The 16,005-nt window shown below is 70.3% G+C and carries 14 protein-coding genes; 6 read left to right on the forward strand and 8 right to left on the reverse strand.

Features of this window, described 5'->3' with window-relative positions; all coding sequences use genetic code 11:
• Position 1 precedes the first annotated feature (1 nt).
• Entirely contained in the window at positions 2–2,179 is a 2,178-nt protein-coding gene (locus ACZ7EG_RS16275; protein ID WP_471078198.1) for a hypothetical protein, read from the forward strand.
• A 135-nt stretch (positions 2,180–2,314) separates the two neighbouring features.
• Here the strand turns inward: ACZ7EG_RS16275 and ACZ7EG_RS16280 are convergent, their stop codons facing one another.
• The 4 genes from ACZ7EG_RS16280 to ACZ7EG_RS16295 form a co-directional block, all read right to left on the reverse strand.
• Entirely contained in the window at positions 2,315–3,919 is a 1,605-nt protein-coding gene (locus ACZ7EG_RS16280; protein ID WP_471078201.1) for an alpha/beta hydrolase, read from the reverse strand.
• Between the two features lie 465 nt (positions 3,920–4,384).
• Positions 4,385–5,905, reverse strand: a complete 1,521-nt coding sequence (locus ACZ7EG_RS16285) for a cellulase family glycosylhydrolase (RefSeq protein WP_471078204.1) — start codon at positions 5,903–5,905, stop codon at positions 4,385–4,387.
• A 149-nt stretch (positions 5,906–6,054) separates the two neighbouring features.
• Positions 6,055–6,873: an ABC transporter permease gene (locus ACZ7EG_RS16290; RefSeq protein WP_471078207.1), complete on the reverse strand. Its 819-nt coding sequence runs from the start codon at positions 6,871–6,873 to the stop codon at positions 6,055–6,057.
• Positions 6,870–7,829, reverse strand: coding sequence for an ATP-binding cassette domain-containing protein (locus ACZ7EG_RS16295; RefSeq protein WP_471078210.1), 960 nt, complete (start codon positions 7,827–7,829; stop codon positions 6,870–6,872). Before ACZ7EG_RS16295 ends, ACZ7EG_RS16290 begins: the two co-directional genes overlap by 4 nt.
• A 109-nt stretch (positions 7,830–7,938) precedes the next feature.
• Between ACZ7EG_RS16295 and ACZ7EG_RS16300 the strand changes: the two genes are divergently transcribed.
• Positions 7,939–8,718 (forward strand): TetR/AcrR family transcriptional regulator, encoded by a 780-nt coding sequence (locus tag ACZ7EG_RS16300; RefSeq protein WP_471078213.1) that lies wholly within the window; start codon positions 7,939–7,941, stop codon positions 8,716–8,718.
• 67 nt (positions 8,719–8,785) lie between these two features.
• Here ACZ7EG_RS16300 and ACZ7EG_RS16305 read toward each other — a convergent pair whose 3' ends face one another.
• On the reverse strand, positions 8,786–9,760 hold the full coding sequence (locus ACZ7EG_RS16305) for a WD40 repeat domain-containing protein (RefSeq protein WP_471078216.1): 975 nt from the start codon (positions 9,758–9,760) through the stop codon (positions 8,786–8,788).
• Between the two features lie 432 nt (positions 9,761–10,192).
• On the opposite strand from ACZ7EG_RS16305, the gene ACZ7EG_RS16310 reads away from it, so the two are divergent.
• Positions 10,193–10,867, forward strand: coding sequence for an SGNH/GDSL hydrolase family protein (locus ACZ7EG_RS16310; RefSeq protein ID WP_471078218.1), 675 nt, complete (start codon positions 10,193–10,195; stop codon positions 10,865–10,867).
• 80 nt (positions 10,868–10,947) lie between these two features.
• Positions 10,948–11,940, forward strand: coding sequence for an aldo/keto reductase (locus tag ACZ7EG_RS16315; RefSeq protein ID WP_471078221.1), 993 nt, complete (start codon positions 10,948–10,950; stop codon positions 11,938–11,940).
• A 331-nt stretch (positions 11,941–12,271) separates the two neighbouring features.
• Here ACZ7EG_RS16315 and thpR read toward each other — a convergent pair whose 3' ends face one another.
• A complete protein-coding gene (gene thpR, locus ACZ7EG_RS16320; protein ID WP_471078224.1) occupies positions 12,272–12,844 on the reverse strand; it encodes an RNA 2',3'-cyclic phosphodiesterase in 573 nt (190 codons plus the stop codon).
• 25 nt (positions 12,845–12,869) lie between these two features.
• Between thpR and ACZ7EG_RS16325 the strand changes: the two genes are divergently transcribed.
• Both ACZ7EG_RS16325 and ACZ7EG_RS16330 read left to right on the forward strand, forming a co-directional pair.
• A complete protein-coding gene (locus ACZ7EG_RS16325) occupies positions 12,870–13,391 on the forward strand; it encodes a GNAT family N-acetyltransferase (RefSeq protein ID WP_471078227.1) in 522 nt (173 codons plus the stop codon).
• A gap of 95 nt (positions 13,392–13,486) precedes the next feature.
• Positions 13,487–14,074, forward strand: coding sequence for a Uma2 family endonuclease (locus ACZ7EG_RS16330; RefSeq protein ID WP_471078231.1), 588 nt, complete (start codon positions 13,487–13,489; stop codon positions 14,072–14,074).
• A 37-nt stretch (positions 14,075–14,111) separates the two neighbouring features.
• Here ACZ7EG_RS16330 and ACZ7EG_RS16335 read toward each other — a convergent pair whose 3' ends face one another.
• Both ACZ7EG_RS16335 and ACZ7EG_RS16340 read right to left on the reverse strand, forming a co-directional pair.
• A complete protein-coding gene (locus tag ACZ7EG_RS16335; protein ID WP_471078234.1) occupies positions 14,112–15,488 on the reverse strand; it encodes an MFS transporter in 1,377 nt (458 codons plus the stop codon).
• Between the two features lie 27 nt (positions 15,489–15,515).
• On the reverse strand, positions 15,516–15,953 hold the full coding sequence (locus ACZ7EG_RS16340) for a MarR family winged helix-turn-helix transcriptional regulator (RefSeq protein ID WP_030849396.1): 438 nt from the start codon (positions 15,951–15,953) through the stop codon (positions 15,516–15,518).
• Positions 15,954–16,005: the final 52 nt, after the last annotated feature.

Below are 16,005 nucleotides of genomic sequence, written 5' to 3' on the forward strand. Positions count from 1 at the left end.
CTTGACGCGCCAGCTGATGGCCATGGGCCTGCGGGCCTCCAAGGGCGGTCCGGGACACCGACTGCGCAGTCTCGCGCTCGCACTGGCCACCGCGTTCCTCTGCTGTGCCACCGGCACAGTGATCATCACCGTCGCGGCAGACAGTGCGGAGCAGAGCCACGCCCAGGCAAGAGCACCTCGCTTCACCGGCAAGTTCCCAGGAGAGCGTGCGGTCGCCCACTGGCGGGAGAGCGGTGACACGGTCGGCGGGCTTCAGCACAGTGTCATCTTCATCGAGCCACTGACTCCCGGCGCCCCGCCGCCCCCCGGCCTGAGCACATGGCCCCGGCCCGGGGAGGCCGTACTCTCTCCGGCGCTTGCGGTGGCCGGGCAGCGGGAGGGGATCTCCGACCGTTACGGACGGGACGCGGGGAGGATCTCCGCCGAAGGCCTCACGTCTCCCTCGGAGCGGTTGGTCTATGTCAGACCGGCGGCCGCCAAGTCCCCCGAGTGGGACGAGACGATGGAGATCTCGGGCTTCGGCGACCCTGATCCCACGCCGTTCGGGGACTCGATCGGCGTGGTCGATGCCAACGCGTTCATGGCGGCCGTGATCGGCTTTCTGGGCCTCCCGGCCGCTGTTCTGACCGTGGTGGCCTTGCGCTGCGGTTCGGCTGCACGTGACCGCCGTACGGCACTGCTCGACGCACTGGGCGGCACTTGGCGGCACCGGGCCCTCGTATGCGTGGGCGAGGCACTGTGGCCGGTCGCGGCAGGCGCCTTGATCGGCGCGGCGCCACTGCTGGCGGCGGCGTACACCGACCTCGCCATTCCTCTCACCGGTTACACGCTCTCGGCGGCGGCCGTTCGCGCCTGGCTTCCGGCTGTCCTCCTCGGCGCGACCGGTGCGGCCGCCGGTGTGCTCGTCGCCTCGGTGCTGCTGCATCGAAAGAAGGGAGACGGCCGTTCCCCGCGCACACTGACCAAGGGGCGGGTGAAGCGGCGTTACGCGCTGCTCTGCGCGTTCGGCCTCGTACTGGCCATGCCGGTCGATCTCGGGCCCCTGGCTCCGGACTACCGCGTCAGCATCGTGCAGTACGCGATCGGCATCGTCCTGACACTCGCCACTCTGCCCACGTTGATCGCCTGGGCGATGACGGCCCTCGGGCGACGGCTGGCCGGGCGGTCCATCGCGAGGCGGTATGCGGGTGGGCTCATCGCCGGCCGTTGGCTGCACGCGTACCCGGGTGTCATCGCGCGTCTGGTCGTGGCGGTTGTGGTGGGCCTGGGGCTGGTCAGCCAGGTGCAGCTGTGGGTGAGCCGGACCACGGTGGCGGCCACCGAGGCCAGGCAGACGTTCGATGCCCTGGGGGACAGCGTTCTGATCATCAGGAGCCGTGTCCAGCCGGCCTCACACCTCAAGGCGTTCCAGGAGGACATGGGGCAGGGCCACGCCGTGTTCGCTCTGCTCCGAGACCGGCAGGAGCCGGCCGTCCTCACAGGTCCCTGCGCGAGCTGGAAGGCTGTCGGACTGCCCTGTCCACCCGCTCGGTCCTCGGTCCTTCGCGGGGGCGACCGGCGGCTGAGCGAGCTGGCGCGCTGGGAAACGGGGACACCGGAGCTGCGCATCGCCACCGGCGACATACCCACGGCGGGGACTCGCGGTGGTGTCGCGGAGGTCAAGCTCGTTGTGATCTCCGAGCGGGATGGCGCATCGGTCGCCGGCACGGTCCGGGAAGCCGCGTATCGCCATCTGGGTACTGCGCCCTTGACCAACGTCCTTGCGGGCGTGCAGCTGGGTGGCGCCTTGCTGGACGAGACCATCGCGGACTGGGTGACTCTGCTCGGGCTGGGGGGCATGCTCATGGTCGCACTGGCCGCCGCCTTCAGCGCGCTGGCGGAATTCCAGGTGTTCGGAAGCCGACTGGCTCCCGTAGGCGTCCTGGCGGGAGACACCCACGTGTTCCGGTCCACCGCACTGTGGTACTTGTCCGTCCCGATCGGCGTGGCCGGTTTTGCGGGCGCCGCCGTATCCACCGTCCTCGGATATCCGATGGTGACCACTGGTGGGGCCCGCTGGGCTCCGGAACTCACCGCGATGACAGTGGTGGGCAGCACGACGCTGGCGATCTGCGTCGGCCTCGCGGGGGGCCGGGGAGTGGTCGCCCGGGCCAGGAGCTGGAGACCGGGCGCTGACTGATCTGCGCCCGGTACGCGTCCTTTGCCGTGTCGACCGTCTGCCAGTCGTCCTTCAGGATGCGCGCCCACGCAAGAGGCGCCCGGGAAGGCCCGGGCGCCTCTCTCATCACGTCAGCCGATGCTCAGCCGGGCGAACTCACCGCCCGACCCCCGGAATCGGCCGCAGGCTGTCACCGACAGCCGCGACGGCAGGCCGCAACGTGCTCGGCGCCTTCTGCGCCGCCGGCTGCGGCTTCGGGTCGGCGGTCTTCTTGCAGACGGCGTCGGCCACGCCGTTGCCCTGCGGGACCTTGCCGTTGGTCAGGTACGTGGCGAGGTGCTTGTCGAGGCAGGCGTTGCCGCTCAGCGTGATGCCGTGGTTGCCACCGCCCTGCTCCACGACCAGGCTGGACTTCTTCAGCAGCCGGTGCATGGTGACGCCGCCCTGGTAGGGCGTGGCCGCGTCGTCCGTCGCCTGGAACAGCAGTACCGGCGGGAGCTTGGTGTTGGCGACGTTCACCGGCTTCAGGGACTTCGTCGGCCAGAACGCGCACGGCGCGTTGTACCAGGCGTTGTTCCAGGCCATGAACGGAGCCTTCTCGTACACCGCCCAGTTGTCCTTGCGCCACTGCTTCCAGTCGCGCGGCCAGGACGCGTCACGGCACTGCACCGAGGTGTAGACGCTGTAGCCGTTGTCGCCGGAGGCGTCGATCGCCGCGATGGTGTCGTAGGCCTTGACCAGCGCGGCGGTGTCGTGGTCGTTGACGTAGGCCGCGAACGTCTGGGCGAGCGTGGGCCAGTAGGCGTTGTTGTAGCCGCCGGGTATGAAGATGTCCTCCAGCTCGGAGGCGCCCACCTTGCCGCCGGCCGGCTTCTTGGCCAGGGCCGCCCGCATGGCGTACCACTTGGCCTCGATCTTTTTCGGGTCGGTGCCGAGGTGGTAGGTGGAGTCGTACTTGGCCAGCCACGCCATCAGCGCCTTGTGGCGCTTGTCGAAGGCGTAGTCCTGCTGGATGTTGTCGTCGTACCAGACGCCGGTCGGGTCGACGATCGAGTCCAGCACCAGGCGCCGCACCCGCTCGGGGAACAGCTTGGCGTAGACCGCGCCGAGGTAGGTGCCGTACGAGTAGCCGAAGTAGTTGATCTTCTTGGCGCCGAGGGCCTTGCGGATCGAGTCCATGTCCTTCACGGCGCTGACCGTGTCGATGTACGGCAGGACGTCCTTGTACTTCCGGCCGCAGGCCTGGGCGAAGGACTTGGCGCGCGCGAGGTTGGCCTTCTCGAGAGCCGGGGTGCTGGGTACGGAGTCGGGGCGGACCGGGTCGAAGTAGCCCGGCTTGCAGTCCAGCGCGGGCTGGCTCTCGCCCACTCCGCGCGGGTCGAAGCCGATCACGTCGTACTGGGCGGCGACCGCCTTGGGCAGGGAGGACGCGACGAATTCGGCCAGCGACAGGCCGCTGCCACCGGGACCGCCGGGGTTGACCAGCAGCGGGCCCTGGGACTTCGGCGCGGTGTGCGGCACGCGGGAGAGAGCGAGGGTGATCTGCTTCCCTCGCGGCTTCGTGTAGTCGAGCGGCACCTTCACCGACGCGCACTGGAGCGTCGGGGTGTCGTCCGTTCCGCACTTCTTCCAGGTGATCTTCGCGGCGGCGGTCCGGGCGGTGTTCGCGGACTGCGACGCGCTGGCGTCGGCGGGGACGGCGGTGAGTGTCCCGGCCAGTACGACGGTCGCGCCGCACAGTACGGCTGCGCTTCTTCTCATAGAGTTCTCTCGCAACGGTGAGGGGGGTCAGGCCCGCGAGTGACACGGGCCGTGCCGCATCGTTTCGGATGAGCGCACCTCTCATGTGCGGATTCGACCGAGACTTGACCAAATCGAGTCACAGCCCGCTCTCAGAAACCCTTCACGAAGGGGGTGTTCTGACAATTCCGGACAGGCCGACAGGCCGACAGGCCGCAGGTGCAGGCCGCAGGTGCAGGCCACGCCGACAGGCCGCAGGTGCAGGCCGCAGGTGCAGGCCACGCCGACAGGCCGCAGGCCGCAGGTGCAGGCCAGGCCGACAGGACAGGCGGGCAGGCCGCAGGTGCAGGCCAGGCCGACAGGACAGGCGGGCAGGCCGCAGGTGCAGGCCAGGCCGACAGACCAGGCGGGCAGGCCGAGGGGCGGAGCAGTCCGGCGGGCCAGGGGGCGCCCGAGGAGCACCGGGCGCCCCCGTTCACCCCGTGCTCACGTCGCCGCGCACGTCACGCCCGGTACAGCACCACCCCCGGGCGCCCCGCCGAAGCCGAAGCTCGCCGAACCGCCCGGTGCCACGGTGCCGTTGTGTGCGGCGTTCACCGCCGTGACGGTCGCGCCGGCCTGGGTGTGGGTCGCGTTCCACATGTTCGTGACCTTCTGCGACCCGCTCCACGTCCACGTCACCTTCCACGACTTCAGCGGAAGCGTGCCCGTGTTGGTCACCTTCACCTCGGCGTTGAAGCCGCCGCCCCAGTCGCTGCCGACGGAGTAGGCGGCGGTGCAGGTGGGCGTGGAGCCGCCGGGATCGCCGGGGCCGCCCGGGCCGGGGCCGGGGGTGCCGGGGTCGAAGCCCGGGGCCTTGATGGGCGCCAGGTACGCGTCCTTCGCGGTGTCGACCGTCTGCCAGTCGTCTTTCAGGATGCCGCCCGTGTCACCGGAGTTGGGGTTCCAGGACCAGAACGTCCAGTGGAAGCCGTCGGCGCCGTACGCCGACGTCGAGCGCAGGTACTTCACGAGCTCGGACAGCCACTTCTGGTCCACCGCCGGCTGGAGCGTCGTACCGAACTCGCCCAGCCACACCGGGGCGATGTTCTGCTTGAAGACGTAGCCCCAGTACTTGTCCCAGATCCCCGGCATGTTGGCGGGGAAGGACGGGTCCGAGAACCAGGACTGCTGCGCCACCGACGTCGCGTAGTCGTGCGCCGAGTACACCAGCCGGTTCGGGACGTCCAGTTGGACCGGGTACTGGGCCACGCCCATGAGGTTTCCTCCCCACCAGCCGTTCACGCCGTCGTGCGACTGCACGCCCTCGACCATGATCAGCAGCTCGGGGTTGACCGACAGCACCGCGTTGCCCGCGCGCTGGGCGGCCAGGCGCCAGTCCCGGGAGGTGTCGCCGCAGCCCCAGCAGGCCGGGTCGTGGGGCTCGTTGTGCAGGTCGATGCCGATCACCGTGGAGTTGCCCTTGTAACGCGCCGCCAGCGTCTTGAGGTTGGCGATCCACGTCGATTCCGGGACCGACGCCGTGTACCAGAGGGCCGACTGGCCCGCCGCGTCCGGGCGGTGGCGGTCCAGGACGATCTTGAGGCCGGACTGGCCCGCGTAGGCCACGATCCTGTCCAGGACCTGGAGTGACGTCAGCCCGCGCAGGTCCGTGTTCTTGCCGTCGTGGTTGATGCTGTCCGGCATGGTGCCGGGCTTGAGGATGTCGTCGCTGTAGGGCATGCGGAGGGTGTTGTAGCCGAGCGACTTCATCTGGTCGATCATGCTCTTGTAGTCGCGGGCCCACAGGCCGTGGACGACGTGGTTGGCGGTCTCGAAGCCGAACCAGTTGATGCCGGCGATACGGACCGGCTGTCCGGCCGCGTCCAGGATCTGCCGGCCGCTGGTGTGCCAGTAGCCGGCACCGGCGGCCTCGGCGGCCGCGTCGGCTCGTGCCGACTGCACGCCCGCCAGCGGTAACAGGAGCGCCGCGGCAACACACAGCGCTCTGCGCAGAGTGCGGAACATCTGGCTGCTTCCTCTCGGGTTCCTCGGGGGAGGGGAGACACGGCACCCGGAACAGGCTGGGAGCGCTCCCACCACGCCGTGCACCTCCCAGAGAACTGACACAACATGAGCACGTCAAGACTCTGGGAGGTGGGCGACCGCTCCGGCCGCTATCGGCTCAGCTTCCTGAACCGCCGCACGGCCAGCGGCAGGAAGATCGCCGTCAGGATCACCGGCCACACCCCGGCCATCAGCAGCGCGTGCTGCTCGACCCACGTGTCGCCGGTGACCGGCGTGCCGAACAGCTCGCGGGTCGCCGCCGCCGTGGAGGAGATCGGGTTCCAGACCGCCACCCAGCCCAGCCAGTCGGGCATGAGCTGCGGCGCGACGAAGATGCTGGAGATCATCGTCAGCGGGAAGGCGACCGCGAACAGGCCGCCCGCGGCCTCCGGATTGGGCACGAGGAGGCCGAGCCACACGCCGATCCAGATCAGCGCGAACCGCAGCCAGAGCAGCAGACCGAAGGCGGCGAGGAAGCCGAAGCCGCCGTCCGGGCGCCAGCCCATGGCCAGCGCGGTGAGCATCATGATCGCCAACTCGGCGCAGGCGACGATCAGATCGGTGACCCCGCGCCCGGCCACCACGGCCGAGGAGGCCATCGGCATCGAGCGGAACCGGTCGATCACGCCCTTGGTGGAGTCGTACACCACGACCGTCGCCGTGTTGATGAAGCCGAACGCCATGGTCATCACGAACATGCCCGGCATCAGGAAGTCCTTGTAGTCCCCGCCGCCCGGCACCTTCATCGCGCTGCCGAAGACATAGCCGTACATCAGCACGGACAGGATCGGGAAGCCCAGCTGCCAGGCGATGTTGACCGGCTGGCGCCGGTAGTGGGTCAGGCCGCGGCGGACGATGTTCCAGCAGTCGGCGAGCAGCCAGTACGTGCCGCTCCGGGTGCTCGGCGCGCTCAGGTCGATGGCACTCACGCCGCGGCCTCCTTCTCCGTGCGGTGTCCGGTCAGGCGCAGGAACACGTCGTCGAGGCTCGGCCTGCGCAGCCCGATGTCCTCGACGCGGACGCCCTCGTCCTGGAGGGTCCGTGCGACCTCGGTGAGGGCGGCGACCCGGTCGGTGACGGGGGCGTGCACCCGCAACTCCGCCTCGTGTGCCTCGGGTTCGCCGTCGGTGACCCGGGCGACGACCTTCACCACGCGGGGGAGCTCCGACCGGTCGGCGACCACGACCTCGATGCGGTCGCCGCCGACCAGGTTCTTCAGTCCGTCCGGGGTGTCGTCGGCGATGGCCCGCCCCTGGTCGATGACGGTGATCCGGGAAGCCAGCTTGTCGGCCTCCTCCAGGTACTGCGTGGTGAGCAGCACAGTCGTACCGCCCGCCACCAACGCCCGCACGGACTCCCAGACTTCGCCCCGGCTGCGCGGGTCGAGACCGGTCGTCGGCTCGTCGAGGAAGAGGACGGCCGGGGCGAGGATCATCGACGCGGCGAGGTCGAGGCGGCGCCGCATGCCGCCGCTGTACTTGCCCACGCCCCTGTCGGCGGCGTCGGTCAGGTCGAACTGCTCCAGCAGCTCGGTCGCCCGGAGCCGGGCCCGCTTGCCACCGAGGTGGAACAGGCGGCCGAACATCTCCAGGTTCTGCCGGCCGGTGAGCACCTCGTCCACCGCCGCGTACTGGCCGGTGAGGCCGATCCGGGCCCGCACCTCGCGCGCCTGCCGGACGACGTCCAGCCCCGCGACCGTCGCGCTGCCCCCGTCCAGGCGGATCAGCGTGGACAGGATGCGGACGGCGGTGGTCTTGCCCGCCCCGTTCGGCCCCAGCAGACCGTGCACCGTGCCCTCGCGCACCTCCAGGTCGAAGCCGTCGAGGGCGCGTTTCTCGCCGTACCTCTTCTCCAGCGCCTCGGCCCGCACCGCGTATCCGTCCATGCCGCCCCCTCCCGAGCGCCCGTGCCCCGTCGGCACCGAACTGGGTACACCGTACCCGATTACGCGTACGCCGTACCCAGTTTTTTCGCGGGGACCTAAGCTGGGCTCCATGACGAGCGGCACGAGTGGCACGGGCGGTACGGAGACCAGCGGCAGCGGCGACATCGCCCGCACGCTCGAACTGCTGTGGGACACCGGCCGCCGACCCAGCCGGGGCCCCAAACCGACCCTGACGCTGGACCGGATCGTGGAAGCGGCCGTCCAGGTCGCGGACACCGAGGGGCTGGAGGGCCTCTCCATGCGCCGCGTCGCGGCCGAGCTCGGCACCGGCACCATGTCGCTGTACCGGTACGTGCCCGGCAAGGGCGAGCTGCTCGACCTCATGCTGGACCGGGTGCAGCGCCCCACCGAGAGCCCCACCGGGCCGGGCGACGCCGGCTGGCGCGCGGCCCTGGAGACGCTGGCACGCGAGACCCTCGCCCTCTACCGCCGCCACCCCTGGCTGCTCCAGGTCAACCAGTCCCGCCCGATCCTGGGCCCGAGCGCCCTCGACGGCATGGAGAAGGTGCTGGCCCTGATCCGCCCGATGGGACTGAGCGACCCCGAGCTGGTCTCCGCGATCATCATGATCGACGGGTATGTCGTCGGGGCCGCGCGCACGCAGCTGTACCAGTTGGAGGCGGAACGCCGGACGGGCCTGACGGACGCCGAGTTCTGGCAGGCGCAGGTGCCGACCCTGGAGAAGGCCATGGCCTCGGGCCGCTACCCGGTGATGGCGTCCCTCTCGGAGGACACCTTCGGGCCGGACTTCGACCACTTCGAGTTCGGACTGCAGCGGATCCTGGACGGGTTGGACGTGCTGGTGGAGGCCCGCGGAAACACTCGGTGACCGAGCGCCGAGGAGCCGGGCCGTGTCCGCGAAGTCCCGCGTGCCACGAGGACTTCGCGGTCACGGCCTAGCGCCGACGCCTCAGCCCCCGCAGGGCCAACACCGCCACCAGTACCGCACCCGCGACGATCGCCCCCGTCTTCAGGTTGCCGCTCAGTCCGTCTCCCCCGCCCTCGGACGCGGCCGAACTCCCGCTTCCGGAAGACGAGTCGGAGCCGCCGCTCCCGGGGGCGTCCTGCGGTTCGACCGGGCTGTCCGCCCCCTCGGCGCCGTACATCAGCTTCCTGCCGTCGGCGGTGTAGGTGACGGACTCCCCCTGCCCCAGGAACGGCACGCCGAGCCGTTCCCTCTTTTTGATCTTCCCGCCGTTCCAGTCGTAGGCGATCGCGCCGAAGTAGCTGCGTACGACGAGGTGTTCGCCGTCCGGGGAGAGTGTGGCGTCGGTGGCCTCCAGGTCGGGGACCGCGGCGATCGGACGGAAGACGTTCGTCCCGGACGGGGAGAGCTGCGCCGGGCCCTCGTACAGGTGCCCGCCCTTCTCGTTCTTGTCGACGAGGTAGACGCGGCCGGTCTTCGGATGCACCACGAGGGACTCGGCGTCCCGCGCGCCGTCGGAGTACTTCACGACGTACTGCGTCGCCTTGATCGTCTCGTCGCGCAGCTTCTTCGGCTCGGGCAGCCGGTAGATCCAGACGTACGGCCAGGTGCCGCCGAGGTTGTCGCCGATGTCGCCGACGTAGATCTGGTCGTCCGGCCCGATGGAGACGGCCTCGACGTCGCGCGGGCTGCCCACGCCGGACAGGGTGATCGTGGCGACCGTCTCGCCCGTCGCGCTGTCGACGGCGTAGAGGTACGCCCCGTCGTCGCTGTCGTTGTGCGTCCAGTAGATGCCGGGGTGCTGCCGCGAGGCCGCCAGGCCGCTGGACTCGGTGATGCGCGGGTCCTTGATCGTGAACTTCTCGTCGCCGTCGGCGGCGGAGGCGGGCACGGCGAGGGCGCCCGTGAGGAGGGCCGCGGCGAGGAGGGCGAACGGTCTGCGCATGCCCCAAGCCTGCCATCCTGCAGCGCGGTTCATCGGCGTAACGGATCGCTGCCCGACGGCCGTACGGGGGGGCGTGTCCCGACTCACACCGTTCCTGAGAACTGAACGGGAGTGAGTCCTGTTTCCAGTCCTCATGCTCAGCCGGACGCCCCGAACGGTGTCGGGTGTCCTGGTTCCCCGCTTTCGCTCCACATCCGGCGCGCACGGATCGTGTCCGTGGTTCCCCTCACCCCGCCTCCCGCCCACCGACCCAGCCCCTCAGCGCACTCGACGAACGCCACGGGCAAAGGTCACACATTCGGCAGAGGAACTCTTGTTCACGCCCAGGAGACCAGCAATCACCGCAGCCCGAGCGCTCACTCACACGCGCCCGTACTCGCATGTGAAGCGGTTCACACCCCGTCGGCGGCCGAGATCGTTCATCATGAGCGGATGCTCAGGTTCATGCCCGTCGGTGACTCCATGACGATCGGAAGCACGGGCGAACACACATGGCGCTACCGGCTGTGGCAGCACCTGTGCCGTTCCTACGGCGATCCCTTCACCCTCGTCGGCCCCCGCGAGACGCTCTACGACAAGCTCGCCGAGGCCCCGGTGTCGTACGGGTACGCCGAACCGGACTTCCCGCGTGCCCACCTGGCCGGCTGGGGCGAGGGCTGGCAGCACATGGCGCCGCTGATCGGCGAGGCCGTGCGATCGTGCCGCGCCGACGTGCTCCTGGTCTCCCTGGGCCTGATCGACCTGGGCTTCTACACGAACGCCGAGCAGACCGCCGAGAACGTCCGGGCCTTCACGGCCGAGGCACGGACGGCCAACCGGCGGGTGGGCATGGTGTGGCTGCCGGTGACCCCGAACGTGCGCGCCCGGTCCGACGCGGCCTTCGCCGGCGAGGTCGCCCGCTTCAACGAACTCCTCGCCAAGACGGCGGCCGACCTCGACGAGCCCGGCTCCCCCGTCCTCCTGGCCTCACCCCCGCCCTCGTACGACTTCGCCACCGACACCTACGACGGCACCCATCCCAACGCGAGCGGCGAGCACAAGATCGCGGCGGCCTTCGCGGAGGCGATGCACCAGGGCTGGGGCCTGGCCGGGCCGTACGAGAAGTAGCCCCTCACGAACGGGGAGGCGCACGGGCGGCCACGTCCGTGCTTGCTTGGAGCGCACTTCAAGACGTTGGCTTGGGCCCCATGGAGTACACGCAGCTCGGACGCACGGGACTCAAGGTCAGCCGGCTCGTCCTCGGCACCATGAACTTCGGCCCGCAGACCGACGAGGTCGACAGCCACGCCATCATGGACGCGGCGCTGGACGCGGGCATCAACTTCCTCGACACCGCCAATGTGTACGGCTGGGGCGAGAACAAGGGGCGTACCGAAAGCATCATCGGCAGCTGGTTCGCCAAGGGCGAGGGACGGCGCGACAAGGTCGTCCTCGCCACGAAGGTGTACGGCAACATGGGCGCCGACGGCCCGGCCTGGCCCAACCACGACAAGCTCTCCGCCGTCAACATCCGGCGGGCCGTTGACGCCAGCCTCAAGCGGCTCCAGACCGACTACATCGACGTCTACCAGTTCCACCACATCGACCGGGACACGCCCTTCGAGGAGATCTGGCAGGCGATCGACGTCCTGGTCCAGCAGGGCAAGATCCTCTACGTCGGGTCGTCGAACTTCCCCGGCTACAAGATCGCCCAGGCCAACGAGATCGCCGCCCGGCGGGGCGGGACCATCGGTCTGGTCAGTGAGCAGTGCCTGTACAACCTCGCCGAGCGGCGCGCGGAGATGGAGGTCATTCCGGCCGCGCAGGAGTACGGACTCGGCGTCATCCCCTGGTCGCCGCTGCACGGCGGTCTGCTGGGCGGTGTCCTCAAGAAGGAGGTCGAGGGCAAGCGCCGCGCCTCCGGCCGAGCGGCCGATGCGCTCAACGACCCTGAAACCCGGACGCAGATCCAGTCCTACGAGGACCTGCTCGACAAGCACGGCGTCGAGCCCGGCGAGGCCGCCCTGGCCTGGCTACTCACCCGCCCCGGCGTGACCGGCCCGATCGTCGGCCCGCGCACCGCCGAGCAGCTCGCCTCCGCGGTCCGCGCCTCGGAGCTGGAGCTGTCCGAGGAGCTCCTGACCGGCCTGGACGAGATCTTCCCGGGCCCGGGGCCGTCCCCGGAGGCCTTCGCCTGGTAGTCGCGGGTGGGCCGGCACCCCTTCTTCCGGGGGCGCGGCTGTGTCGATGTCCGCAGCTCTCCGGTCGCCCCAAAGGGGCCCGGGGAACTGCGCGACCAGCGCCCTCCACCGGCCCGCACCCGAAGGCCCCTCCGGCCACCCCAAAGGGGCGCGGGGAACTGCGCGACCAGCCCTCCACCGGCCCGCACCCGAAGGGCAGCCGGGGAAGCCGTCCGCGGTCCCCCCGCCGCCCTACCTCCCGAGCACGGAAGCCAAGGCGACGACGAGAAACATCAGCACGAGCACACCGGCCATGATCCGGTTGCGGGTTTTCGGGTCCACGGGACCGAGCCTAACCGGCGCCCCCGAGTGCCCAGCGCCCGACCGCCTCGTACCGGGGCTGCTCCCCCGGCACCCCCGAGGTCGGCAGATTGCTCCGCACCAGCGCCAGCTCGTCCACGGTCCAGGTCCGGCCCGTGAACCCCGCGAGGGCGTCCAGGAAGGGCCGCACATCCCCAGCGGCCCGGCTCCGCGCCACGGTCAGATGGGCCTTGTACCGCCGGTGCTCCCCCATCGGCACCCCCGCCTTGCGCGCCGCCGCCTCGGCCCGCTCCGCCAGCAGCCGGAGGGTCGCCAGGTCCCCCTCGGCGCCGGCCCACAGCGCTTTCCCGTGTCCGAACTGCCCGCCTCCCCGTACGGCCAGGGCGAACGGCTCGGTACGGCGCGCGGCCCGCTCCAGCCGCTCCGACAGCTCGGGGACGAGACCGTCGTCGACCTCGCCGTAGAACGCGAGCGTGAAGTGCCAGCCGGGCCGGCCGGTCCAGCGCATGCCGTCGGCGCCGGGCAGCCCGCGCAACTCGTCGACCACGGCGCCGAGTTCACGACAGACTTCGTCAGGGGGCAGCACGGCCGCGAAGAGTCTCATGGGCCCAGCCTGGCACCATGGGGCCATGCGGATCACCATCCGGGACGGCGGGCCCGAGGACATTCCCGCGATACTCGGCATGCTCGACGGCTGTGTGGAGTGGCTGGTCTCCCAGGGGCGCACGGGGCAGTGGGGCACCCGGCCCCTGTCGCAGAGCCCGAAGACGGTGGAATCGGTCCGCGGGTACATGGCGGAGGGCAGCGTGTTCATGGCCGACGTCGACGGCGTCCCCGCCGGTACCCTCACCCTCACCGACTCGGCGGGCGCCTACCTGTCCCACCTCCCGCAGCCCGGTGAACCCGAGCGCTACATCCACTGGCTCGCCTCCGACCGCCGTTTCAAGGGCCACGGCGTCGGCAGCGCCCTGCTCACCCACGCCGCCGAGCGGACCCGCAAGGCCGGCGTCTCCCTCCTCCGCGTCGACTGCTACGCCGGGGACGACGGCAAGCTCGTCCGCTACTACGAGTCCAACGGCTTCACCCGCACCGAGGCCTTCACGGTCGGCGAGAACGACTGGCCGGGGCAGTTGCTGGCGCGGAGGGTGTAGGCGGTCTCCGGCCCCGGGCGTGTCCCGGTCATCGTGCGTCTCGTTGTACCGCGCGGTCGGCTCCACCGCCTGTGCGGCCGGGGAGGACCGCCACGGTGACCGCCCTCGCAGAGAGGATCGAGATGGCCGACAGCAACGGCGAACTCACCCTCGACATGATGTTCGAGTGGGTGGAGACGATGCCCGTCCCCGAGGGCTACAGGGTCGAGATCGTCGGAGGGCACATCTTCATGGCGCCTCAGCAGGACGCCCACTGGGACATCATCGCGAACATCGTCGAGCAACTGCGCGCGAAGTACCCGCGCAAGCGCGTGAAGTCCGACGTCCGTGTCGACTACCCGGGCCACCTCAACGGCTTCGCCTCCGACGTCACCGTGATGGCGGAGGGCGCGACGGAGAACGCCACGGGCCTGTGGCGCTACCAGGACGTCGAGTTCGTCGCCGAGGTGATCTCCAGGAAGACCGGGGCGAACGACTACGGCCCGAAGAAGGACGCCTACGCCGCCGCCGGCGTGCCGGTGTATCTGATCGTGGATCCGTACACCGGCCGCTGGCATCTGCACACCAAACCCAAGGACGGCGAGTACCGGGGCGAGCTGAGCCTGGACTTCGGGGACGAGATCGACCTGACCGGGACCGTGGTCGGGCTCGTCCTGGAAACCGGCGAGTTCCCCCGGGACTGACGCCGCCCTACGCCGCCGGAGCCGGCTCCACGCCGCCCTACGCCGCCGGAGCCAGCTCCTCCTGCTGCTCCCGGGGTACGAAACGCACCCGTGGGTGGCCGCCGTGCCAGCCCACCGACAGGCGCAGGTTGCCGACCCGGGCCAGGATCACGCCGATGACGGCCGCGGCGAGTGCCGCCACCGCGCCGCCGGCCGCCAGGCCGACCCGCGCGCCGTACGTGTCGGTGATCCAGCCGACGATCGGGGCACCGACCGGCGAGCCGCCGAGGAAGACCATCATGTAGAGGGCCATGACCCGGCCTCGCATGGCGGGGTCCGTGGACATCTGGATGCTGGTGTTCGTCGTGACGTTGACCGTCATGCCGAACAGACCCAGCGGAATCATGAGCAGGGCGAACATCCACAGCGCGGGGGTCGTCGCGGCCAGGATCTCCAGCGCGCCGAAGGCCATGGCCGCCACGATCAGCAGCCGCAGCCGGGCCGTCCCCCGCCGGGCCGCGAGCAGCGCGCCCACGACCGAGCCGACCGCCATCAGCGTGTTGAACATGCTGTACGCGCCCGCACCCGCGTGGAACACGTCGTCCGCGAAGGCCGAGAGGTAGACGGGGAAGTTGAAGGCGAACGTGCCGACGAAGCCGACCAGGACGATCGGCCAGATCAGCTCCGGACGGCCGGTGACGTACCGCACGCCCTCCCGCAGCTGTCCCTTGCCGCGCGGGGCCCGCTCCACGACGTGCAGCTCACGGGCGCGCATCAGCAGCAGGCCGGTGAGCGGCGCGATGAAGGACAGGCCGTTGAAGAGGAAGGCGTAGCCGGTGCCGACGCCGGTGATGAGTATGCCGGCGACGGCGGGGCCGACCAGGCGGGCCGACTGGAAGTTCGCCGAGTTCAGGCTGACCGCGTTCTGCAGCTGCCCCGGGCCGACCAGTTCGGAGACGAAGGACTGCCGGGCCGGGTTGTCCACGACGGTGGCCAGTCCGACCGCGAAGGCGGCGACGTACACGTGCCACACCTGGACGTGGCCGGTGAGCGTGAGGACGGCCAGGGCGATGGCCGTGAGCGCCATCGAGGACTGCGTCACGAGCAGCGTGGGCCGCTTGCGCAGCCGGTCGACGAGGACACCGCCGTAGAGGCCGAAGAGGAGCATCGGCAGGAACTGCAGGGCGGTGGTGATGCCGACGGCGGCGGAGGAGCCGGTGAGGCTGAGCACCAGCCAGTCCTGGGCGATGCGCTGCATCCACGTGCCGATGTTGGAGACGACCTGCCCCAGGAAGAACAGGCGGTAGTTCCTGACCTTCAGGGAGGAGAACATCGAGGACTTGCGGGCGGGCCGGGCGGCGGGTGCGTCGGAGGTGGGCGGGCAGTCGTGGGGATCAGGTGCGGGGGCGGAAGCTGCTCCGGTTCCCGAACTCAAAGAATTCGCCTCCTTGCGACGTCCTGCTTACAGATGCGCGAGCTTCTCCAGCACGGGGGCGGCGGCGCGCAGTTTCGCCCACTCGTCCTCGTCGAGGTTCTCCACCAGCGTGGCCAGGAACGCGTTCCGCTTGGCGCGGCTCTCCTCGAGCATGGCCTCGGCCTGCTCGGTGCGTGTGACGACCTTCTGGCGCCGGTCCTCGGGGTGCGGCTCCAGCCGGACCAGCCCCTTGGCCTCCAGCAGTGCCACGATGCGGGTCATGGACGGCGGCTGCACGTGCTCCTTGCGGGCGAGCTCACCCGGTGTGGCCCTGCCGCACAGCGAGAGGGTGCCCAGCACCGACATCTCGGTGGGGCTGAGCGATTCGTCGACCCGCTGGTGCTTGAGCCGACGGGACAGCCGCATCACTGCGGATCGGAGGGAGTTCACGGCGGCTACGTCGTCGCCATGGCTGAGGTCCGGCATGTTCTTTAGCGTAACTCATTACTCTCGCTAAAGACCAGCGGGGCCGTGCAGG

Source organism: Streptomyces sp. NPDC037100, assembly GCF_055606225.1.